Annotated in this window: 22 protein-coding genes and 1 tRNA gene; 21 read left to right on the top strand and 2 right to left on the bottom strand. The window is 43.6% G+C overall.

Features of this window, described 5'->3' with window-relative positions; genetic code table 11:
* Nucleotides 1-54: 54 nt before the first annotated feature.
* Nucleotides 55-1,401 carry a chromosomal replication initiator protein DnaA gene (gene dnaA, locus ACFP56_RS17085; RefSeq protein ID WP_379236744.1) on the bottom strand — a complete coding sequence of 449 codons (1,347 nt, stop codon included), beginning with the start codon at nucleotides 1,399-1,401 and terminating at the stop codon, nucleotides 55-57.
* 590 nt (nucleotides 1,402-1,991) lie between these two features.
* Here dnaA and rpmH point away from each other — a divergent pair.
* The 12 genes from rpmH (at nucleotide 1,992) to ACFP56_RS17025 (ending at nucleotide 12,920) form a co-directional block, all read left to right on the top strand.
* Nucleotides 1,992-2,126: a 50S ribosomal protein L34 gene (gene rpmH, locus ACFP56_RS17080; protein ID WP_251670803.1), complete on the top strand. Its 135-nt coding sequence runs from the start codon at nucleotides 1,992-1,994 to the stop codon at nucleotides 2,124-2,126.
* Between the two features lie 103 nt (nucleotides 2,127-2,229).
* Nucleotides 2,230-2,616, top strand: coding sequence for a ribonuclease P protein component (gene rnpA / locus ACFP56_RS17075; RefSeq protein ID WP_379236741.1), 387 nt, complete (start codon nucleotides 2,230-2,232; stop codon nucleotides 2,614-2,616).
* A gap of 133 nt (nucleotides 2,617-2,749) precedes the next feature.
* Entirely contained in the window at nucleotides 2,750-3,535 is a 786-nt protein-coding gene (locus ACFP56_RS17070; RefSeq protein WP_379236739.1) for a YidC/Oxa1 family membrane protein insertase, read from the top strand.
* Nucleotides 3,532-4,152 carry an RNA-binding cell elongation regulator Jag/EloR gene (gene jag, locus ACFP56_RS17065; RefSeq protein WP_379236737.1) on the top strand — a complete coding sequence of 207 codons (621 nt, stop codon included), beginning with the start codon at nucleotides 3,532-3,534 and terminating at the stop codon, nucleotides 4,150-4,152. The genes ACFP56_RS17070 and jag overlap by 4 nt, the downstream gene beginning before the upstream one ends.
* A gap of 116 nt (nucleotides 4,153-4,268) precedes the next feature.
* Complete coding sequence (gene mnmE, locus ACFP56_RS17060) at nucleotides 4,269-5,651, top strand: tRNA uridine-5-carboxymethylaminomethyl(34) synthesis GTPase MnmE (protein WP_379236734.1); 1,383 nt, start codon at nucleotides 4,269-4,271, stop codon at nucleotides 5,649-5,651.
* A gap of 131 nt (nucleotides 5,652-5,782) precedes the next feature.
* Nucleotides 5,783-7,672, top strand: a complete 1,890-nt coding sequence (gene mnmG / locus ACFP56_RS17055) for a tRNA uridine-5-carboxymethylaminomethyl(34) synthesis enzyme MnmG (RefSeq protein ID WP_379236798.1) — start codon at nucleotides 5,783-5,785, stop codon at nucleotides 7,670-7,672.
* Nucleotides 7,672-8,397, top strand: coding sequence for a 16S rRNA (guanine(527)-N(7))-methyltransferase RsmG (rsmG, locus tag ACFP56_RS17050; protein WP_379236732.1), 726 nt, complete (start codon nucleotides 7,672-7,674; stop codon nucleotides 8,395-8,397). Before mnmG ends, rsmG begins: the two co-directional genes overlap by 1 nt.
* A gap of 248 nt (nucleotides 8,398-8,645) precedes the next feature.
* Nucleotides 8,646-9,470 (top strand): nucleoid occlusion protein, encoded by an 825-nt coding sequence (gene noc / locus ACFP56_RS17045; protein WP_379236730.1) that lies wholly within the window; start codon nucleotides 8,646-8,648, stop codon nucleotides 9,468-9,470.
* Between the two features lie 80 nt (nucleotides 9,471-9,550).
* Nucleotides 9,551-10,324 (top strand): ParA family protein, encoded by a 774-nt coding sequence (locus ACFP56_RS17040; protein ID WP_379236728.1) that lies wholly within the window; start codon nucleotides 9,551-9,553, stop codon nucleotides 10,322-10,324.
* Complete coding sequence (locus ACFP56_RS17035; protein WP_379236726.1) at nucleotides 10,305-11,147, top strand: ParB/RepB/Spo0J family partition protein; 843 nt, start codon at nucleotides 10,305-10,307, stop codon at nucleotides 11,145-11,147. The genes ACFP56_RS17040 and ACFP56_RS17035 overlap by 20 nt, the downstream gene beginning before the upstream one ends.
* Before the next feature lie 96 nt (nucleotides 11,148-11,243).
* Nucleotides 11,244-12,404, top strand: a complete 1,161-nt coding sequence (locus ACFP56_RS17030) for an aminotransferase class V-fold PLP-dependent enzyme (protein WP_379236724.1) — start codon at nucleotides 11,244-11,246, stop codon at nucleotides 12,402-12,404.
* A gap of 42 nt (nucleotides 12,405-12,446) precedes the next feature.
* The gene (locus ACFP56_RS17025) at nucleotides 12,447-12,920 is read left to right on the top strand and encodes a DUF4446 family protein (RefSeq protein WP_379236722.1); all 474 of its coding nucleotides are present in this window, start codon (nucleotides 12,447-12,449) and stop codon (nucleotides 12,918-12,920) included.
* Between the two features lie 24 nt (nucleotides 12,921-12,944).
* Here ACFP56_RS17025 and yyaC read toward each other — a convergent pair whose 3' ends face one another.
* Nucleotides 12,945-13,538, bottom strand: a complete 594-nt coding sequence (gene yyaC / locus ACFP56_RS17020) for a spore protease YyaC (RefSeq protein WP_379236720.1) — start codon at nucleotides 13,536-13,538, stop codon at nucleotides 12,945-12,947.
* 106 nt (nucleotides 13,539-13,644) lie between these two features.
* Between yyaC and ACFP56_RS17015 the strand changes: the two genes are divergently transcribed.
* The 9 genes from ACFP56_RS17015 (at nucleotide 13,645) to ACFP56_RS16975 (ending at nucleotide 22,153) form a co-directional block, all read left to right on the top strand.
* The gene (locus ACFP56_RS17015) at nucleotides 13,645-13,881 is read left to right on the top strand and encodes a DUF3343 domain-containing protein (protein WP_379236796.1); all 237 of its coding nucleotides are present in this window, start codon (nucleotides 13,645-13,647) and stop codon (nucleotides 13,879-13,881) included.
* A gap of 35 nt (nucleotides 13,882-13,916) precedes the next feature.
* Entirely contained in the window at nucleotides 13,917-14,756 is an 840-nt protein-coding gene (locus tag ACFP56_RS17010) for a mechanosensitive ion channel family protein (RefSeq protein WP_379236718.1), read from the top strand.
* A 5-nt stretch (nucleotides 14,757-14,761) separates the two neighbouring features.
* The gene (locus tag ACFP56_RS17005) at nucleotides 14,762-14,968 is read left to right on the top strand and encodes a DUF951 domain-containing protein (RefSeq protein ID WP_379236716.1); all 207 of its coding nucleotides are present in this window, start codon (nucleotides 14,762-14,764) and stop codon (nucleotides 14,966-14,968) included.
* Nucleotides 14,969-15,042: 74 nt separating this feature from the next.
* Nucleotides 15,043-15,134: transfer RNA gene (locus tag ACFP56_RS17000), tRNA-Ser, on the top strand.
* 778 nt (nucleotides 15,135-15,912) lie between these two features.
* A complete protein-coding gene (gene biuH, locus ACFP56_RS16995) occupies nucleotides 15,913-16,602 on the top strand; it encodes a biuret amidohydrolase (RefSeq protein ID WP_379236714.1) in 690 nt (229 codons plus the stop codon).
* Nucleotides 16,603-16,618: 16 nt separating this feature from the next.
* Nucleotides 16,619-18,373, top strand: a complete 1,755-nt coding sequence (atzF, locus tag ACFP56_RS16990) for an allophanate hydrolase (RefSeq protein ID WP_379236712.1) — start codon at nucleotides 16,619-16,621, stop codon at nucleotides 18,371-18,373.
* A 305-nt stretch (nucleotides 18,374-18,678) separates the two neighbouring features.
* Nucleotides 18,679-20,202, top strand: a complete 1,524-nt coding sequence (locus ACFP56_RS16985; protein WP_379236710.1) for an ABC transporter ATP-binding protein — start codon at nucleotides 18,679-18,681, stop codon at nucleotides 20,200-20,202.
* Nucleotides 20,199-21,251 carry an ABC transporter permease gene (locus tag ACFP56_RS16980; RefSeq protein ID WP_379236708.1) on the top strand — a complete coding sequence of 351 codons (1,053 nt, stop codon included), beginning with the start codon at nucleotides 20,199-20,201 and terminating at the stop codon, nucleotides 21,249-21,251. The genes ACFP56_RS16985 and ACFP56_RS16980 overlap by 4 nt, the downstream gene beginning before the upstream one ends.
* Nucleotides 21,248-22,153: an ABC transporter permease gene (locus ACFP56_RS16975; RefSeq protein WP_379236706.1), complete on the top strand. Its 906-nt coding sequence runs from the start codon at nucleotides 21,248-21,250 to the stop codon at nucleotides 22,151-22,153. Before ACFP56_RS16980 ends, ACFP56_RS16975 begins: the two co-directional genes overlap by 4 nt.
* The last annotated feature ends 81 nt before the right edge of the window (nucleotides 22,154-22,234 follow it).

Below are 22,234 nucleotides of genomic sequence, written 5' to 3'. Positions count from 1 at the left end.
CAAGCCTATCCACATGTGCATAGCGTGTGCATAGGCTTGTTTAGTTGTTCACATTTAATTTTTAATTTTTTCAGTGATATTTGTAATGATTTTATATAGCTCCTGATCGGTTTGAATGAGCTGCGAAATTTTTTCATGGGCATGGATAACAGTCGTATGATCTCGTCCGCCAAAAGCTTCACCGATTTTCGGCAAAGAGAAATCAGTTAGCTCACGCGATAAGTACATCGCAATTTGACGTGGAAATGCAACGGCTTTAGTCCGTTTTCTCGCTTTGAAATCTTCAAGCTTCAACCCGTAAAACTCACCGACCTTCGCTTGAATATCATTTATCGTAATCATGCGAGGACGAGAGGATGGAATAATATCCTTCAGCGCCTCTGCTGCCAAATGCGAGGTTATATCAGCGTTAATGAGCGAAGAATAGGCTACAACGCGAATTAGCGCACCTTCCAGCTCGCGAATGTTGGTGTCGATTTGATTGGCAATATAGTTCATCGCTTCGTTCGGAATATCAAGGTTTTCAGCCTTTGCTTTTTTGCGCAAAATGGCGATTCTCGTTTCGAGATCCGGCGGCTGAATGTCTGTAATCAAACCCCATTCGAATCGCGATCTTAGACGTTCCTCAAGCGTTGGAATCTCCTTCGGAGGCCGATCACTGGAAATAATAATTTGCTTGCGTTCCTCATGCAGCGCATTAAAGGTATGGAAAAATTCTTCCTGGGTTTGCTCTTTACCCGCAATAAATTGAATATCGTCAATTAACAGCACGTCGATATTTCGATATTTGGTGCGGAAGCTTTCCCCTTGACTGTCGCGAATCGCATTAATAAATTCATTCGTAAATTTTTCAGATGAAATATAAAGCACGCGTGTATTCGGGTTATGTTCCATAATATAATGTCCGATTGCATGCATAAGATGCGTTTTCCCCAATCCAACGCCACCATATAAAAATAAAGGGTTGTAGGCCTTGGCAGGTGCTTCTGCAACGGCAAGCGATGCAGCATGAGCGAAACGATTGTTTGTGCCAATGACAAAGGTATCGAACGTATATTTGGGATTGAGCATATTGGAAGGAGCTTCTTCTACGATACCAGGACTGGCAGGCTGTTTAGGCGGAAAAACCACGGCTTGTTCTGCTGTTTTTGGCTCACCGATTGAATACGTGATGTTAATATTGCGACCCAAATAGTCATAAAGTGTCGATTTAATAAGATTGGTATATTTATTTTCTAGCCATTCCGCAGCAAACGTTGTTGGCGCGATAATTTCAAGTAATGATTCATCAACAAATTTCGCTTTAGTGGCTTTAAACCAAGTATCATAGCTTGGTTTGCTAAGCTTCGTTTGTATGATGGACAATACTTGCTGCCATATATCATGAGTATGGCTATCCACAGACTGTCACTCCTTATCAATAAAAATGCAGGTTCAAGGCTGGCTTGTGTTGATGTCGAAATTTAGATTGTATCGGAAGAAGTTGTCCACATTAAGCAGATATGCTCAAAATAAGTTATTCATATATGCAAGATGTTGTACACAATATTATCCACAGGTTGTTAATAACCTTGTTGTAATTCTAAATAATCCACAACGAAAACATTACTATCATAGCAAAAGATGCCTTGTATTTCAATGGAATTCGCTATTTTATCCACAATGTCAATAGGTTGTGTACAAAAGTTATCTACAACACAAGATATTGTTTATATTGTGTGCAAATTTCGACAGCACTCGAAAGAAACTGTTTTAAACTATCCACATGCTATACAGATAGCGTCGAATGAAGGGGTATTTTAGTTATCCACAATATAAAAGGTTCCTATTCGCAAACTGCTAATGTGCAGCTTTTACCTATTGGCTTTGATTGACTTTTTGGTGCTGACATGGTTTAATGAAAAAAGCGTGTTTTTAAATGTCTATTAAGCGCGGGAGCCCAATTTTGGAGGAACGCGTTTGGATAAGAAGTGTATAGGAGGTGCAGCATAATGGGTCCTACATTTAAGCCAAATGTAAGCAAACGTGCTAAGGTGCATGGTTTCCGTAAACGTATGAGCAGCAAAAATGGACGTAAGGTTTTAGCAGCTCGTCGTCAAAAAGGAAGAAAAGTGCTAAGCGCATAAAACAGAAGACCACACTCGGTGGTCTTTTTTTTATGCTTGGGGTAAACTTGTTTCAGATTAATCGTCGAGCTACTTTATTATAGAAGGAATGGTGACCAGATCGGTGCGCAAGAAGCTACGTTTACGAAATCGTGAGGATTATAGTCGTGTATATCGAGGGGGAAGATCGTTTGCGAACGGTCAATTCGTCGTATATTGGTCCAAGCAGCCTATTGCAGAGCCATTCCGTGTAGGCATCTCTGCCAGCAAAAAAATTGGAAATGCAGTGGTACGTAATCGAATGCGTCGTTTAATAAAGGAAATCGTCCGGCATATGGAGGCACAGATCGTGCCGAATGTCGATTTCATTTTAATAGTAAGAAAGCCTGCCGTTTCGATGAGTCATTCAGAGCTGGAGCGTTCGATTAAGCATGTGCTTCGCAAGGCTGGATTGTTGAAGGACAGCAGACCTAAAAGCCCTAGAACAGCTACTGTGAAAGATAGAAGATAGTGCATTTTTCAGCATAGTCACAAACTTGACGAATCAACCATTTCGAAAGCGGTTAACGGCTGTTTATTTGTGGAATAATTTATGGTATAGTCTAAGTTGAGATTTATGTACTAGCTCTCAGAGAGGAGATTGCATGTTGCTTCGTAACAATCGAAAATGGATATTAGTGGTTGGTCTGCTGTTATCAATCAGCTTATTGGCAGGCTGTGTGCCTGAAGTAGATCACACCATGACGACTGAAAACCTGCTTGAGGGAAATTTTTGGGAGCGTAATGTCGTTTACTATTTCGCTTTAACATTGGATACGTTTGCTGATTGGTTTTCTGGCAGCTATGTGCTTGCCATTTTATTGCTGACTATTGTTGTTCGTACTTTAATATTGCCGCTAACGTTAAAGCAATATCGAAGTTCAAAAGCGATGCAAGCGTTGCAGCCACAAATTACTGAGCTGCGTACAAAGCACAAGGACAATCCGCAAAAAATGCAAGAAGAAATGATGAAGCTGTATCAAGTCCATAACGTTAATCCATTAGCTGGCTGTATGCCGCTATTGATTCAAATGCCGGTTTTCATTGCGCTGTATAACGCGATTTATTGGAATGAGAATCTACGGTCAAGCGTGTTGTTTGGCTGGACGTTAAATGAGACAAGCCCATGGTATTTCTTGCCTCTTATTGCAGCAATCACGACATATGTTCAAACCAAAATGATGCAGGCGACACAGCAGCAGCAAATGCCGGGTATGTCGATTCTGCTTGGGATTTTCCCAATTATGATTTTTGTAATGTCGCTGTCTTTCCCAATGGCACTTCCGCTATACTGGGTATTCAGTAACCTTTACACTATTATTCAAAATTACTTCCTATATGTACTACCGAACCGTAAAGGGAAAGAGAAGAAGGAGGTTCTTGCGAAATGACAAAAGTTCTAGCATCAGGAAAGACAATCGAGGATGCGGTTCGAAATGGATTGACACAGCTGCAAGTTACTGAAGATCGCGTAAAGGTTGTCGTAGTTGAGCAGCCTGCCAAGGGCTTTCTAGGATTGATTGGTTCAAAGGATGCTAAGGTTGAGCTTGAATTAATTCCTGATCCTAAGGAAGAAGCTGAGCGTTTTATTCGTGACGTTGCCCATGCAATGGGACTTGATGTTCAATTAACATGGTCACAGACAAAGGATAGTCTGCAGCTTTCGATCTCATGCAGTGGTGACCTAGGCATGATTATTGGCCGTCGTGGTCAAACATTAGATGCACTGCAGTATCTAGTAACCATTGTTGCTAATCGTTATTCGGACAATCATATTCGAATTGTTTTGGATGCTGAGAATTTTAGAGAACGTCGTCGCAAAACTCTGGAAGAGCTATCGGATCGCTTGGCTGGACGAGTCATTCGGACAAGGAAGGAAGTCGTTCTTGAGCCAATGGTGCCGCATGAGCGTAAGGTCATTCATTCTCAGCTGCAAAGTCATCCAAAGGTACGTACCTTTAGTCAGGGCGACGAACCGAATCGTCGCGTTGTCATTACTTTGAAGTAAGTAGAATGAAACATACATGTAGATAGAATAGGGGTGCAGCAATGACTGTTGAAGTCATTGCTGTTTTCCGTTTAATAGAGAAACCTTTGACCATAGATTTGAGAGGTGAATGCAAAATGGTTGAGCATGATACAATCGCTGCGATCGCTACGGCCGTTGGTGAGGGCGGAATTGCAATTATTCGCGTCAGCGGGCCTAAGGCAATTGAAGGCGTAGATCGCATTTTCAAAGCAAAGCAACCGCTGCGTGAAGCAGCTTCCCATACGATTCATTATGGATATATTGTAAATCCGGCAACAGGCGAGAAGGAAGAGGAAGTGCTTGTTTCACTTATGAGAGGTCCGCGTTCCTTTACGGCAGAGGACGTTGTAGAAATTAATGCACATGGTGGTGTAATTGCAGTTGCTCGCGTTATGGATGTGCTGCTGCAGCAGGATGATATTCGAATTGCAGAGCCAGGCGAGTTTACCAAACGTGCCTTTTTGAACGGACGTATTGATCTCATGCAGGCAGAGGCAGTTATTGATCTTATTCGTTCGAAGTCGGATCGCGCCTTTGCAGTAGCGCGCAAGCAGGCAGAAGGGGTGCTTTCAAACAAAATTAAGGCGCTTCGCCAAAATGTTATTGAGCTTCTGGCCCATATCGAGGTTAATATTGATTATCCTGAGCATGATGTAGAAGAGATGACAAGTGCATATATTCGCGAACAATGTGAGAAGACGATAGTTGAAATTGAGCAGCTGCTCAAAACGGCAAGCGAAGGTAAAATATTGCGTGAAGGCATATTAACGGCAATTGTTGGACGTCCCAATGTTGGGAAATCGTCTCTTATGAATACCCTTAGTCAAGAAAATCGTGCTATTGTAACTGATATACCAGGCACTACACGTGATGTGATCGAGCAGTATGTTACGTTAAATGGTATACCGCTTCGCTTGCTGGATACAGCAGGCATTCGCGAGACAAGCGATGTCGTAGAGAAGATCGGGGTTGAGCGTTCAAGAGATGCCATTACGGAAGCGGATTTGGTACTGTTTGTCTTAAACAATAATGAAGCACTGCAGGAAGAGGATCGCGAGCTGCTTGAATCGTTACAAGGTAGAAGCGTGATTGTAATCGTGAATAAGATGGATCTTGAAGCAAAATTAAATTTGGATGAGGTTATCCCTTTTCTTAATGGGGGTTCTATTGTTAAAATGTCTATGTTGCAGCAAGAAGGATTGGATCAGCTGGAGAAGGCGATTAGTGATATGTTCTTTGAAGGCAAGCTTGAAGCGAATGATCTGACTTATGTGAGCAATGTACGTCATATTTCGTTACTAAAGAAAGCGAAGCAATCGATGCAGGATGCGATAGAGGCGACTTATACAGGCATACCTATTGATGTTATACAAATTGATGCGAGACTGGCATGGGAAGCACTAGGCGAGATATTGGGAGATGAAGCGGGAGATTCCTTAATCGATCAGATTTTCTCGCAGTTCTGCTTAGGCAAGTAGGTAGTGCCTTTAGTTAAGCAGCTTGCATAGCAAGGCTAAGGTATAATGTTTCGTTTTTTCATGCATACGAGCTGCATAGAGGCAGCTAAAGTCTGTTAACGTGATGTTACAAGTAAAGGGAGGTTATCATGATGGGATATACTGCGAAGGAATATGATGTCATCGTTGTTGGTGCTGGGCACGCAGGCTGTGAGGCGGCACTTGCGTCAGCGCGGATGGGCTGTGATACGCTGCTTATGACGATAAACCTGGATATGGTAGCGTTTATGCCATGCAATCCTTCAATTGGCGGTCCTGCCAAAGGACATGTCGTGCGCGAAATTGATGCGCTAGGTGGTGAAATGGGACGCAATATTGATAAAACGTATATTCAAATGCGTATGCTAAATACTGGAAAAGGCCCAGCTGTTCATGCACTGCGCGCACAAGCAGATAAGTTTTTATATCAGCATGAAATGAAAAAAACAATAGAGTCAACACCAAATCTGACCTTGCGTCAAGGAATGGTCGATGAGCTGATTGTCGAGGATGGCCGCTGCGTTGGTGTCATATCGCAGACAGGAGCTCGTTATTATGCCAAGGCGGTTGTTATTACAACAGGCACATATTTGCGCGGTAAAATTATTATGGGTGAGCTGATGTACGAAAGCGGACCGAACAACCAGCAGCCGTCTGTTAAGCTTGCAGCATGCTTAAAGGAGCATGGACTGGAGCTAGTTCGTTTCAAAACAGGCACACCGCCGCGTGTTAATGGGGAGACGATCGATTTTACCAAAACTGAAATACAGCCAGGGGATGAGCATCCGAAGTTTTTCTCTTATGAGACAAAGGAATCCAATGTGGAGCAAATTCCATGCTGGTTAACGTATACGTCAGAGGCTACACACAAAATAATTAACGATAATTTGCATCGTGCCCCAATGTTTTCTGGTGCGATAGAAGGAACAGGACCGCGTTATTGTCCATCTATTGAAGATAAAATTGTGCGTTTTGCCGACAAGCCGAAGCATCAAATTTTCCTTGAGCCTGAAGGACGCAATACGCTTGAATATTATGTGCAGGGCTTTTCAACGAGTATGCCTGAGGATGTACAGCTTGATATGCTTAGATCCGTTCCAGGTCTTGAAAATGCACAGATGATGCGCAACGGTTACGCGATTGAATACGATGCCGTCGTTCCAACTCAGCTGTGGCCTTCGCTTGAAACGAAAAAAATCGAAGGGTTATTCACAGCGGGTCAGCTTAACGGTACATCCGGCTATGAGGAAGCTGCAGGACAAGGCATTATTGCAGGCATTAATGCTGCCCGTAAGGTACAGGGCAAGGATCCCGTTATTATTGGTCGTGCTGACGGGTATATCGGCGTAATGATTGACGATCTGGTTACGAAAGGGACAAATGATCCGTATCGTCTGCTAACGTCTCGCGCAGAATATCGTCTGCTGCTTCGCCATGATAACGCGGATCTTCGTTTAACACCGCTAGGCTATGAAATCGGTTTGATTACAGAAGAGCGCTACCAAGCCTTTTTGAATAAGAAGGAGCTTGTGGAGATGGAAATCCAGCGTCTGCATGAGACGAAAATTAAGCCTTCTGATGCAAAGGAACTGCTTGAAGAAGCGGGATCTGCAGAACTTTCTCAAGGTGGAAGCATCATTATGCTGCTTCGTCGTCCTGAAATTACGTATGCGATGCTTGAAACAATCTCGCCGTCTCCTTATGAGCTAACAGAAGAAATGAAGGAACAGGTTGAGATTCAAATTAAGTATGCAGGATATATTGAGAAGCAGATGCATCAGGTCGAGCGCTTGAATAAAATGGAACGCAAACGCATTCCAGAAGATATTGATTACAATGATATTAAAGGATTAGCCAATGAAGCAAGACAAAAGCTTGAGCTTATTCGCCCGCTGTCCATTGGTCAAGCGAGCCGTATCGGTGGCGTAACACCTGCTGATATTTCTGTCCTGCTTATTTACTTGGAGCATTATAACCGAGTAACGGCTGCGAAAGGATCATAATGGACCAAACAATTGCATGGTTTACAAAGCAGCTTGCTGCTCACGATATTGTGCTTGATGATCGACAGTTGACTCAGCTTGAGCGCTATTATGAGCTACTTGTGGAGTGGAATGAAAAGATGAATTTAACCGGCATTACCGAGCGTGATGCCGTATATGAAAAGCACTTCTATGACTCCATTTCATTAGCATTTTTTGTGGATATGAAGGAGAAGCGCAATCTTGCCGATATTGGATCAGGAGCAGGCTTTCCTAGTATTCCGCTGAAAATCGTATTTCCTCATCTGGAAGTGTTGATTGTCGACTCATTGAACAAACGAATCAATTTTCTGAAGCATCTTATTGAGGAACTCGGTCTTGAGCAGATCGAAGCGGTTCATGGTCGAGCAGAAGATATTGCCCGTTTGCCTCAGTATCGAGATGTTTTTGAATTGGTAACGGCTCGTGCAGTAGCACGGCTTGCTGTGCTTAATGAGTTTTGTTTGCCATTTACTGCGCCTAACGGTATTTTTGCAAGCATGAAGGGTGCGAGCTTGGGTGAGGAGCTACAGGAGGCTGCCTACAGCCTTTCAGAGCTGAAGGGCAAGGTTATACAGGAATATCAACTTAAGCTTCCTAATGAGCAATCTGAGCGTCATATTGTGTGCATTAAGAAGCTGGCAACTACTCCCAAAAAGTATCCACGCAAGGCTGGAACACCTCTGAAACAACCACTTGTCAAATAATTGTTCCACGTGAAACAATAATAAGGTATCCATAGAGATGACTTACAGGTTATAATAGCAACTAACGGTGTTAGTTGCTATTTTTATTTTGTCATAGTTTTGATGAAAGAGCAGGATTATTCGCATTTGCAGTCGAATTATTAATAGAAATGTTATCGAAATGAATCCTAGCATAGGTTCACGCGTTTCATATGAATAATGACGGTTCAATTGTTTTTTCATCACATGATTAGGTGGTTATAGTCAATATGAAGGATCAAATTTCTAAGTTGTTCGGATTCGCTGAGTCGAAATCAAATCAAGAGGAAGTTAAACAGATTCCACTTAGTGAGATTGTAACAAGTCCGTTTCAACCAAGAACGGTATTCGATGACGAACGCATAGATGAGCTTTGTCAAACCATTCGCACGCATGGAGTAATTCAGCCTATTGTAGTAAGAGTGCGCAATAATAAATATGAAATTATTGCAGGTGAGCGCAGATGGAGAGCCGTTACAAAGCTTGGTATGGAGACCATTCCAGCCATTATACGCGAATTCAACGATGCCCAGACCGCATCGATTGCTCTAATTGAAAATCTGCAGCGTGAAAACTTAACTGCAGTGGAAGAGGCTGTAGCTTATCAACGGTTGCTCGAGCTGCATCAGCTTACACAGGAGAGTTTGGCTCAGCGTTTGGGAAAAAGCCAATCAACGATTGCTAATAAATTAAGGCTGCTTGCTTTGCCAGAGATGGTCAAGCAGGCACTTATGGAACGTCACATTACGGAGCGTCATGCTCGTGCATTGCTTTCATTGGAATCAGAGCAACAGCAGTTGAAGGTTCTAGAAGATATAATTAAAAATGATTGGAATGTCAAGCAGACAGAAGCACGTATTGCATTTCTTAAGGAAGCGTCGAAGCCGAAGAAAGCGAAACGAATTTCGTTTACTAAGGATGTTCGGCTTGCCCTCAATACGATTCGTCAATCGATAGAAATGGTATCTGGATCTGGCTTAGCAATTAAAACGAAGGAAGAGGATCATGACGATCATTATGAAATCGTGATTCAAATTCCGAAAAACAAAAAATAACATAAAGAACGGCCACATTACTGCTTTATTGCTAGTAGTCATGCCATTTCTCCAATAGTTGTAAACATGAGGTGAGAAGGATGTCTAAGGTTATTGCGATTGCGAATCAAAAGGGCGGTGTCGGGAAGACGACAACATCAGTGAATCTGTCTGCTTGTTTGGCATCGTTAGGTAAAAAGGTGCTGCTAATCGATATAGATCCGCAAGGAAATACAACGAGCGGCCTTGGTATTAATAAAGGCGACGTTGCGAATTGCATATATGATGTGCTTGTCAATGAGGCACATCCGAGTGAAGCAATATTAGAAACAGCTATACCATTGCTTCATATTATTCCTGCAACGATTCAGCTTGCAGGAGCTGAGATTGAGCTAGTTCCAACGATATCACGTGAACAACGCTTAAAAAAGGCGGTAGCGTTGATCAGAGACCAATATGATTATGTGATGATTGATTGTCCGCCTTCACTAGGAATTCTAACAATCAATTCATTAACTGCTGCTGATTCCGTATTGATTCCCATTCAATGTGAGTATTATGCACTCGAAGGTTTAAGCCAGCTGTTGAATACGGTACGATTGGTGCAAAAGCACTTAAATACTTCGTTGCAGATTGAAGGGGTTCTGTTAACGATGCTTGATGCTCGAACGAATTTGGGGCTGCAAGTGATTGAGGAAGTGAAGAAGTACTTCCAGCAGAAGGTTTACCAAACCGTCATTCCTCGTAATGTTCGGCTCAGTGAAGCTCCTTCACATGGTCAAGCTATTATTTCTTATGATCCAAAATCCAAAGGGGCAGAAGTGTATCTTGAACTAGCTAAGGAAGTGATATCGTATGAAAAAGTCTCTAGGTAAAGGTCTAGATGCGCTGTTTCTACCGATGGAAACAGACGAAGAGGAAGTCGTTCGCATACCATTAAGCGATATTCGCCCCAATCCTTATCAGCCGCGTAAAACATTTGATGATGATGCGATTCGTGAGCTAGCAGAATCGATTAAGCAACAGGGTGTCATTCAGCCGATTATTGTACGCAAGGTGCTGCGTGGTTTTGAGATCGTTGCTGGAGAACGCCGTTTTCGGGCGTCTCAGCTATGTGGCAATGAACGAATACCGGCGGTCGTTCGTGAATTAAGTGATTCGCAAGTGATGGAGATGGCGTTAATCGAAAATTTACAGCGTGAGGATTTGAATGCAATCGAAACAGCGATTGCCTACGAAGCGCTGATGAATAAATTCAACTTGACACAGGAAGAACTTTCATTGAAGGTCGGAAAGTCACGCTCACATATTGCAAACTTCGTTCGTTTGCTAAGCTTACCGGAATCGATCAAGGATCATGTTTCACGTGGAACATTATCTATGGGGCATGCGCGAGCAATTGTTGGCGTGAAGGAAGAGAAGCTTCAGCTGGAGTTAGCCAAGCAGTGTGTCGAGGGTGAATGGAGTGTTCGTGAGTTAGAGGATGAAATTAATAAGCTCGCAAGCCGAAAACCGCTGAAAAAGAAAAAGGAACAAGTGAAGAAACGTGATCCTTTTATTGAAAGCGTAGAGTCAACACTTCGAGACAGGTTTCAAACGGGCGTTAAAATAAAGCAGTCTAAAAACAAAGGGAAAATCGAACTGGAATATTATAATAAGCAGGATCTGGAGCGTATTCTTGAGCTGCTGCAAACATAGAGCGAGATGAATAACAATTATGGCACATTCAAGTTGTAATCTTTTACCTAAAGGATTAAACTTAGATGTGCCATTATTAGCATGGAGGGATGGAAATTGACTGAACATGCAGCGTATATATATTTAGATCATGCGGCAACTTCTTGGCCAAAGCCAGACAGTGTAATCGATGCGGTAGCTGAGACGATGAGGCTTTATAGCGCCAATCCTGGTAGAGGCAGTCATGCAATGGCTGTACAGGCAAGTCGAATATTATTCAACGGCAGAAAGCAGCTGGCCAAGCTATTGAACATTGCTAATCCTAATGATATTGCTTTTACTCACAACACTACGATGGGCCTGAATATGGCGATTAAAGGATTTGTTAAACCAGGTGATCATGTGATCACCAGTTCTATTGAGCATAATTCGGTGAGAAGACCACTTTATAATTTGGAGCAGAAAGGTATCGAAGTGACCTATATTGATGCTGATGAACGAGGAAATTACAATCTCGATCAGCTGAAGGCGAGTATGAAATCGAATACGACACTTGTCGTTGTCAATCATAGCTCAAATTTGTTAGGAACGATTATGCCGATAAAAGAAATTAGTGAGATCGTACACCAGCATGATGCCAAGCTTCTCGTGGATGGAGCGCAAAGTGTTGGCATCATTCCGATTGATGTGCAGCAGCTCGGCATTGATATGTTAGCTTTCCCTGGGCACAAAGGCTTGCTAGGTCCACAGGGAACGGGAGCACTGTATATATCGCCTGAAATCGACCTGCAGCCGCTTATGCAAGGTGGGACAGGCAGTCAATCCGAAGCACCGCATCAACCGTTAGTGCGTCCTGATCGCTATGAGGCTGGAACACAGAACACGGCAGGCATAGCAGGGCTTACAGCTGGTGTAGCATATATTCAGAAGCAAGGTGTAGATCAAATATATCGCCATGAGTGGGAGCTGTCACAGCGGCTTCTAGAGGGCCTGATGGGCATCGATGGTGTTCAGTGCTTGGGACCAGCGTTAGGTGAACCGCGAACGGGTATAGTATCCTTTTATGTTCCTCATATCGATCCATCTGAGATGGCATTTATTCTCGATCAGCATTATCATATCGCAGTTCGCTCGGGCTTTCATTGCACGCCAACAGCGCATGCTGCTGCTGGAACAAATGAGCGCGGTGCTGTACGTGCCAGTGTAGGTGTACAAACAACGGTGAAAGATATAGATGCATTAGTTTTTGCAGTTAAGGAAATTATAGAACAATACTAACATTGCAAGCTGTTAAACGAGGTCTGAAGGGGAGAAAACGAGTTGGTAAGTGAATACATGGATATCATTGTTGCAGCAGTCGCTATTATTATTATTATCCAAACCATATTGTTGATCGGCTTGAGCTTTAAACTGAAAAAACTGACTCGTTCCTATCGTGCGATGATGGACAGTACAGGTGTTGAAAACCTAGAAGAGGTATTAATCGGAATTAAGCAGGAGCAAAATCGCTACAAGGAAGAGATTAATGCTTCCAAACAAAAAATTGAAGCGTTAGAGCAGCGCATGCCGCAGTTAAAAAGCAAAGTTGCGATACACCGCTATAACGCTTTTGCAGATTCGGGAAGCGACTTAAGTTTTTCACTTGCTATTACGAACGATGAGAAGGATGGAGTCGTGCTAACAAGCATATACAGCAGAGAAGGCATGTATGTATATGGCAAGCCTATTCAAAAGGGTCAATCAAACTATTCATTAACACCAGAAGAGCGCAAAGTAATTGATGAAGCCAACTAGTTATACTTATCGTGACTAAGCGCTTTAATGAACACCAGTCGAGTGTGGATGATCGCTGCTGTTTAGGTTGCGATAGTGCTTGGAGATTGCATAGTACAGGCACTGGGAAATGATTTCAGACATTGACATTACGAGATGAAGACGGGTATTTTGCAAAACAAAGTATTCCATAAAGCCACCAACATTAACTATACCAGTAACATGTATATCGCCAACCGCAGGCAAGTCTTTGTTGACGCCTGCACCAGGACGGACTGGACCTGAACCAGCCTGGATACAGCCCACACTTGTAGCTTGCCCCAAGCATGCGTCAATGCCGATAATAAACGGATCCGGATGTTGTTTATGAATGTTGGTTAATGTATCAGCGAGATTAAGCGCATGTACCGGATCTGCAATCGTACCATATACATGCATAAAGCTGGAGCGGTATTTGGTCAAAGAAGATCCAACTAGCGGGCCAAGCGAATCGCCTGTAGAGCGGTCCGTACCAATACAGATCACAACAATCTGCTGATGGGAAAGAGCTTGCTGTAACAGGTTAGTGAGCTCCTGCTGCAATAGGCTTCGGATCATCGGTGAGTTATATGGAATTTTAATAGGTTGATTTGTATCCATTGTTTCTTGTAAGTTTCCTTTCTTGAAACAAAATATAATACCAGTATGGTGCCGAAGTATTCAATTTATACTTCCATTAAAGAAAGGGGCTATTGTTCTATTGAATATGCTTATTGCATTTGATTCGACTCAGCAAGCATTGCGAGCAGAGATGTTACTAGAATATGCAGAAATCGAGATCGATATATGTCCAACGCCAAAGGAAATTACAGCAGGCTGTGCGTTGTCGATTCATTTTCCAGCGGACGCCCTTGAGCAAGTAAAATCGATTATTGAAACAGAGCATGTGGAAATACGAGGTGTATTTGAAAAAACAGCTGATGGGTACGGGCAGCTGTTTTAATGTATTAAGGTACTCTAAGAGAGGGAAGCATCGAAATGATGATGGACACGATAAAGCAATCAGTAGAACAGCTGTTTGATAACGATTGGTGGAGCAACACAGGCATATCGCTGCTGAAAATATTACTGATCATTGTGATTGGTCGATTATTGGTATGGATTGCGCATAAGTCAATCAATAAAGTTGTGCTTGAGCAGCTGAATGTAAGACATGCCCTGCAGCAACGAAGAATTACTACGATTGGCAAATTGTTGAACAACATCGTTTCTTACAGTACATATTTTATTGTCGCGCTGCTTGTACTATCAGAGCTGGGGATATCATTAGGGCCATTATTAGCTGGAGCGGGTATTGTCGGTATTGCAATAGGATTTGGAGCGCAGAGCTTGGTAAAGGATGTTATAACAGGGTTTTTCATTGTCCTTGAGGACCAATTCGCAGTTGGCGACACGATATCGACCGGTAAATTTAAGGGGAGAGTCGAAGTAATTGGGCTCCGAACAACGAGAATTGTGAATGAGCAGGGAGAAATGCATATTATACCGAATAACTTAATTACCGAGATTACGAACTTCTCACTGCTTCCTGCTCACATTACGATAGATATGCCGATTGCTTATCAAGGAAATCTTCGAGAGATTATGCATACCGTCAGGCAGTGTGCACAATCGATCAAGCATGAAAAGCTGCTAAGCAGTATAGAAGTGCTTGGCTTGCAGCAATTCGATAAGGATGAAATCGTAATGCGAGTAACGGCTCAGTCAGAGGCTGCCTATAAGGATGAGGTTACACGGTATATGAATGAACAGTTTAAGCTGACGTTGGAACAGCATGGACTACAAATGAACGAGGAGATTAAAGAAGCAAAGGGGTAGTTGTCATGGAGCGAAAGCAATTCGAGCTTGGGGATATCGTACAGATGAAAAAGGTACATCCTTGTGGATCGAATGAAATGATCGTTATCCGCATGGGGATGGATATTCGAATGAAATGTGCAGGCTGTGGACATAGCATATTATTGCCTCGAGCTAAATTCGAAAAAAATATGCGTAAAGTCGTTGGGAAATCAGAGCTTGCAGAAGAGTAAGTTCTGCATGTGCAGCAGCTAAATTCCAGTTGAATACTAAGCTGTGTTTATGTTATATTATTGTTTGTGCAAAAGGAGAAGTACCCAAGTGGTCATAAGGGGACTGACTCGAAATCAGTTAGGCGTGTCAAAGCGTGCGTGGGTTCGAATCCCACCTTCTCCGCCATTCGTCAAGCCGGTCGTTACGGCGTTTTCTGTTACTATTGGCTGCAAACATGGAATGAAAATGCCCGTAATGCCAGTTTTATTGAAGTGATCAAAGCCTTCTGCTTATGCAGAAGGCTTTTTTAGTCTATACAAGTTCAAACAAGAAAGTTTTCTATTGTAGGACGATCATATATTAGGGCAGTTACATTTATTACCTGTTTGATGGCAGTGCCATTGCTAGTCATATGATATATCTACCCCACTATAAAGATAGCAGGCGCTATGCTAGCTCCACATTTGTCTCTAGGCCTGTTAATTGCGATCATCAGGACTAATGCTCATCCTGGTACTTATAATTGGATTTGAGCCTTAGCTCCTACGTATGATAATTGTTTGAACTGAAGCAACCTCCGGCTCTACTTATGCCTTCAGTTGCTAGCTTCATATAGGCATATCACAGCTAAACCCCACTTCTCCCTCTTTTCTAAAAACGAATTACGCGGCTTTTCGGCTACATTCAGCATATTTCAACATAAATCGTTCGGCCGCAGACGCAAACTACTCCAGATTCTCCACATTTCATTACGCATATGACATATGCACTGCATACAAGCTACTCTTTGCACTCAACCAGCAAATCAACAAGGATGACAAAATACCTGACATCTAACCCAATCAATTGTAATCAAAAACCAACGTTTCCTACAAATATTTATACACGAAGCACAATGAATAGTGACTTTTTGTGTTATATAATATAACAAAGGAACACAACTCATCATAAAGAGGTGGTTTTTATGTATATTCATGCTAATCCTTACAACTATCCTTATAACGGAAATCTTCGAGCTGATAATACAGCTTTAATTATTATTGATATGCAAACTGATTTTTGCGGCCCTGGCGGTTATGTCGACCAAATGGGCTATGATTTATCACTAACGCGTCGAGCAATTGAACCGATTCAATCGCTACTTGAGGTTGTGCGAAGTATTCCTGGCTTTACCGTTATCCATACTCGTGAAGGACATAAGCCTGATCTGTCTGATCTACCGGATAATAAGCGCTGGCGCAGTGCTCAAATTGGTGCAGAGATCGGTTCTGAAGGTCCTGCGGGTAGAATATTAGTTCGTGGAGAAAAGGGCTGGGATATTATCGAGGAGCTATATCCGATCGAAGGAGAGCTTATTATTGATAAGCCAGGAAAAGGCAGCTTTTATGGTACAGATCTTGATCTTATTTTACGAAACAGACGGATCGAAAATATTATTTTGACAGGAATTACAACCGATGTTTGTGTGCACACCACGATGCGAGAAGCCAATGATCGAGGTTATGAATGCTTAATTTTAGAGGACTGTACAGGTGCGACCGATTATAACAATCACTTGGCAGCATTGAAGATGGTAACGATGCAGGGCGGCGTGTTCGGCAGTGTTTCGGATTCTAAAAAAGTGATTGACGCGTTGAAAACTATGATGAAGTAAGAGGGGGAGTGCAGTAATGCTAACAGACATTCAATCTATTAAACAACTAAAAGAACTGTACAGCAGCGGCTCAATTACGCCTCGGGAAATCATTGAGCACATTATTGAAGCAGCAGAAGCAGAGCATGAGCTGAACATCTGGATCACTCCGCCGCGAATGGAACGCATACGTCCATATCTTGATCGACTTGCTGTCTGCTCACCAGAAGACTACCCGCTATGGGGCATACCTTTTGCAATAAAGGATAATATCGATCTGGCGGATGTTCCAACGACAGCAGCTTGTCCTGATTACGAGTATATTCCAACACAGCATGCAACAGTAGTCGAGCGATTAATCGCGGCAGGAGCTATTCCGCTAGGCAAAACCAATATGGATCAGTTTGCGACAGGCTTAGTTGGTGTGAGAAGTCCTTATGGAGAAGTAAAAAACGCACTGCGACCAGAATTGATAAGTGGTGGTTCAAGCTCTGGGTCAGCAGTGGCTGTTGCTAGAGGTCTGGCGTTGTTTTCACTCGGTACAGATACAGCTGGTTCAGGACGTGTGCCAGCTGCTCTCAATGGACTTGTTGGCTACAAGCCAAGTGTGGGTGCATGGCCGGTAAGAGGAGTGGTACCTGCGTGTCAGAGTCTCGATTGTGTAACGGTATTTGCTCATACGATTGAAGACGCGATGCTTGTGGATTCATGCGTACGCGGTATTGATACGCTTGATCCATGGTCGTTAAACCGTCCCAAAGTTACACCGCAGCTGCCTGCGAAGGTACTTCTGCCATCTAGTGAACTGAGTTTTTTTGGAGATTATGCTGCGCAATACAAGCTTGCTTGGGAGCAGAGTGTTGCTCTTATACACAAGCTGCAGCTTCCAGTAGAGTACGTTGATTTGCAGCTGTTTCAAGAGGCGGCAAGTCTGCTTTACGATGGTCCATTTGTAGAGGAACGCTGGGCTGCACTTGGCGGTTTTGTTGATACGCATCAGGACAGTACGTTGCCGGTGACACGCGAGATTTTGCAATCAGGCAAGCATAACAACTATTCTGGTGCATCTGTCTTCCAGGCGCAGCATCAGATTCAGCGAATGAAGCTTGAAGCTCATCGCAAGCTCGCTAATGCGGTTATGATATTGCCGACTGTAGGAGGCACATTCACACGCAAGCAGATCGAAGAGCAGCCGATTGCTTATAATAGCCAGCTCGGACTGTATACGAATCATTGTAATCTGCTTGATCTTGCTGCTATAGCGATACCTGGCGTTGAGGCAGAGCAGGGTCTGCCGTTTGGTGTTACATTGTTTTCTTTGCCGCAGCTGGAAGGTGCCAGCATAGAGCTTGCTCATCGGCTTCGACTTGTAATTGAGCAGCATCAGCAGCCAGATGAGCAGGAGATGACAGTGCCGATGATTCCGGTAGCAGTGTGTGGCCTTCATATGAGAGGAATGCCGCTAGAGCCGCAGATGCATCAGTGCGGAGCTGTTTTTGTCAAGGAAGCAAAAACAGCAAAGGCGTATAGGCTGTACAAGCTAGATACAGCACCAAGCAAGCCCGGTCTTGTGAAGGTGACGCCAGCAGAGGGGCATCATATTTCATTAGAGGTTTGGAATATGCCGCTAAACAGCTTCGGCAGTTTTACATCACTTATTCCCGCACCGCTTGGCATAGGTAAAGTTGAATTATCAGATGGTACAGAGGTATGCGGTTTTATTTGTGAAGGGTACGCAATAAAGGGTGCAGAAGACATTTCTAATCTTGGAAGCTGGAGAGCACTCGCGTAGTCGTTGAATGTGTATTACCTTGCTTATATACGTTAAACGAGCAGCAGGAACAAGGATGATTCATTGATCCTATATCCTGCTGCTTCTTTATTGCCATTGAAATTGTGTGAAGCTCATAGAATGATTTACCAAAATAACGCTTACAGCGTAAGATGCATGTCACATTTGGGAGTAGAAACTAATTAATAGTACATATATTTATAAACATAGTATAAAGATTATCACGCAATCATGTTATATAATCTAACTATGAACAAAAAGAACACGAAATGTTACTTTAACTAACACAAGGAGGGGATGGACAGATGGAACAGCATAATGAGCGCTATCTCCTAAGAACACAAGGTCTTACTAAAATATTCGGATCATTGGTTGCCAACAGCGGCATTGATCTTGAAGTTAAACCTAATTCCATTCATGCCATCTTAGGAGAGAATGGGGCAGGTAAAAGCACATTGATGAAGATGCTCTACGGTGTGTACGCGCCAGACGGAGGAAGCATCATGATGGATGGACAGGAGGTAGAGCTTCATCCACCAACAAAAGCAAGAGCAAAGGGTATTGGCATGGTATTTCAAGACTTTCGAGTTGTTCCTGCCTTAACCATTCTGGACAATATTGCCCTATCGGTAGAGAAGGGGATTTTATTTAATCGCAATAAGCTGAAGAAACGCATTATTGATGTTTCAACGAAATATGGGCTTGCGGTAAATCCGGATGCTTATGTGTGGGAGCTTGATCTAGGCCAACGACAGCGGCTTGAAATTGTGAAGGTGCTGCTGGCTGAGCATACACGTGTCATTATATTTGACGAACCGACGAGTGTGCTTGTACCACAGGAAGTTGAGAGCTTTCTGAATATGCTCCGTATGCTGCGTGATGATGGATACGGGATATTGCTTATTACACACAAAATTAATGAAGTACTGGCATGTGCAGACCAAGTTAGTGTGCTTCGCAGCGGCGTTTTAACGTACACCGCCAATAAAGAGGATGGGTTAACAGCTGACCAGCTGATTTCAGCGATGATGGGTGACAAGGAGCTAAAGATAGTTGAAAAAGAAAGCTTTGAATCATCTGCTAATGAGCTCGCCATTGCGCTTAACGCCGGCACCATAAAAGGTGATTATGGCGAAACTGTCCTGCAGCAAGTAAATCTTCAAGTGAAAAAAGGGCAAATCGTTGGTGTTGCAGGAATATCTGGCAGCGGTCAGCGTGAGCTGGCAGAGGTTTTATTCGGACTTCGCAGCTTGGTGAAGGGCACGCTGGAGGTTGGCGGACAATCCATAAAGCCCGATGTACGAGCATTTCTTGAAGCGGGTGTAAGCTTCGTATCTGAAGATCCTATCAAGGAGAGTGTTATTCCTGGGTTTTCTATATTAGAGCATATGGTACTGGATGGCATGGAGCTCAAGAAGAAGGGGCTGGGCATTGATTGGAAAAAGCTCGCCGACGAGCTTCAAAACAGCAAAGAAGCACAAGCATTGGCGCTGGCTTCTGGTAATCGCAGAGCGGATACATTATCAGGTGGTAATGTGCAGCGAATGGTTTTAACCAGGGCGTTAATTCGCAAGCCAGATGTACTTATCATTAGCTACCCAAGTCGAGGGCTGGATATTGGAACGACCCGTACCATTCAACAGCATCTTATTCAGCTGGCTCAGCAAGGAACAGCAATTGTACTGTTCTCTGAAGATCTTGACGAGCTGTTCAAGCTATCAGATGAAATTGTAGTGCTTGCAGGGAAACGGCTAAGCAAGCCGTATCAGACCACTGCAACCGATGTCGGTCAAATTGGTCAATTAATGCTGAAAGGAGAATCAGCATGAGTCAAGCAGCGATAGCATTAAACGAAAAAACAACCTTTTGGCAGCGGAATGCGTCATGGCTTATTCAAACCGCGGCAATGATTGCACCATTTATTCTTTTCGGAATCTTTCTATTATTTTTTGAGGTTAACCCGATAGAGCTGTACCTTTCCATGATCCGTACGACATTTGGAGATTTGTACGGCTTTGGAGAGGTGCTGCTCAAAGCGACACCGTTTATATTAACCGGATTGGCAGCTGCTTTGCCAGCAAAGGCGGGACTCGTAAATGTTGGTGGTGAAGGACAGCTCGCAATCGGAGCATTGTTTGCAACATGGTTCGCGGTATTTTACTTAGATCAGATGCCAGCAATGATCGGGATCCCTATTATGCTTCTTGCAGGAGCGCTTGGCGGGGCGATCTGGGCTTCAGTAGTAGCAGTACTGAAAGTAAAAGGCAGACTGAATGAAACCATTACGAGCGTACTTCTAAACTATGTAGCGGTATTTATTGTAGGATTTTTTGTTCATGGCATGCTAAAGGACCCTAACTCCTTTAACTGGCCCTTCTCCCCCGAAATCGCATATAGCCTGCGATTGCCTGTTGTGGATGGCACTCGCCTCCATATCGGGTTTGTCATTGCAATTGTGCTTGCGATCGTTGTATGGTTCGTCCTTAGCAAAACGAGACTAGGGTATCGGATTCGCGTTCTTGGCAGCAATCGCTTGGCAGCTCAGCGAGCTGGAATAAACATTAACGGCATGATGTTTTGGGTACTGATTGCAGCTGGAGCACTAGCAGGCATTGCTGGAATGATTGAAATTGCAGGTATTGAAGGAAGATTGCGTACAACGGTAGGTACGAATTTTGGCTATCTGGGCTTTTTGGCAGCCATGATGGCATGGAATCATCCGTTAAAGCTAATGGCATCGGCCTTCCTGCTAGGCATGATTAGTGTAGCGGGAAATAAACTGGAGATCTTCTCGGGCTTGCCATCGTCCTCCGTTAACATACTGATGGCACTGGTTCTATTCTTTATTCTTGGCAGCGGAAAGTTGGTGAAGCGATGATTGCAGATATCTTAACAGGAGCGATACGATCTGGCACATCGGTTATGATTGCTAGCCAAGGAGAGTTGATCTCTGAACGCGCTGGGGTAATTAATCTAGGTACGGAGGGCTCCATGCTATGCGGAGCGCTTGGCGGTTTTGTGGTTACGGTATGGAGCGGCAATCCTTGGCTCGGGACATTGGCTGGCGGATTATGCGGCATGCTGATCTCGCTTATCCACGCTTTTCTTGTATTAACCTGTGGCGCCAATCAGCTTGCTACAGGCTTAACGATTATGTTTTTCGGTATGGGCGTCACGGCATTCTTCGGAAAAAACTTTGTCAGCCAGCAGATTGTCGGCTTTAATCCAGTACCGATTCCGGTTCTGTCCGACATTCCGTTTATTGGGAAAATATTGTTCAATCATGACCCACTGACATATTTATCGATACTGCTTGTACCCGTTCTCTGGTATGTCATCTTCCGCACACGGCTTGGTGTCATCCTTCGGGCAGCAGGAGAACGCGAGGATGTGCTGTTCGCAAGCGGCATTAATCCCAAGCTTGTACGCTATATGGCTGTACTGGCTGGCGGTCTTCTTGCTGGTATTGGTGGCGCGCAGCTGTCAATCGCGTATACACATAGCTGGGTAGAGAACATGGTTGCAGGCCGCGGGGTTGTTGCGGTAGCACTCGTTATTTTCGCATCATGGAGACCAGGCATGGCAATGCTGGGCGCCTACTTGTTCGGAGCAGCTCAAGCACTTCAGCTTACGGTACAACAGCAAGGGCTTGCCATCTCACCGTACTTTCTATTCATGGTTCCGTATGTGCTGACACTCGTAGCGCTGCTTATCGTTGAGCGAAGAAAGCAAAGTCAGACGCCAGAAGCTCTTGGCAAAGTGCTTGCTGGATCAGGCTGACAGAAAGCCAGCTAAAATGAATAACGCGTTAATTTGGCCTATATACAAACTTTTTCTAAATATACAGAACAATTATTGGAG

This window comes from Paenibacillus septentrionalis, from assembly GCF_042659865.1.
Classification (GTDB): Bacteria; Bacillota; Bacilli; order Paenibacillales; family Paenibacillaceae; genus Pristimantibacillus; species Pristimantibacillus septentrionalis.
The sequence above is the reverse complement of the archived record's forward strand: the minus strand, read 5'-3'. Positions and strand labels throughout refer to the sequence as shown.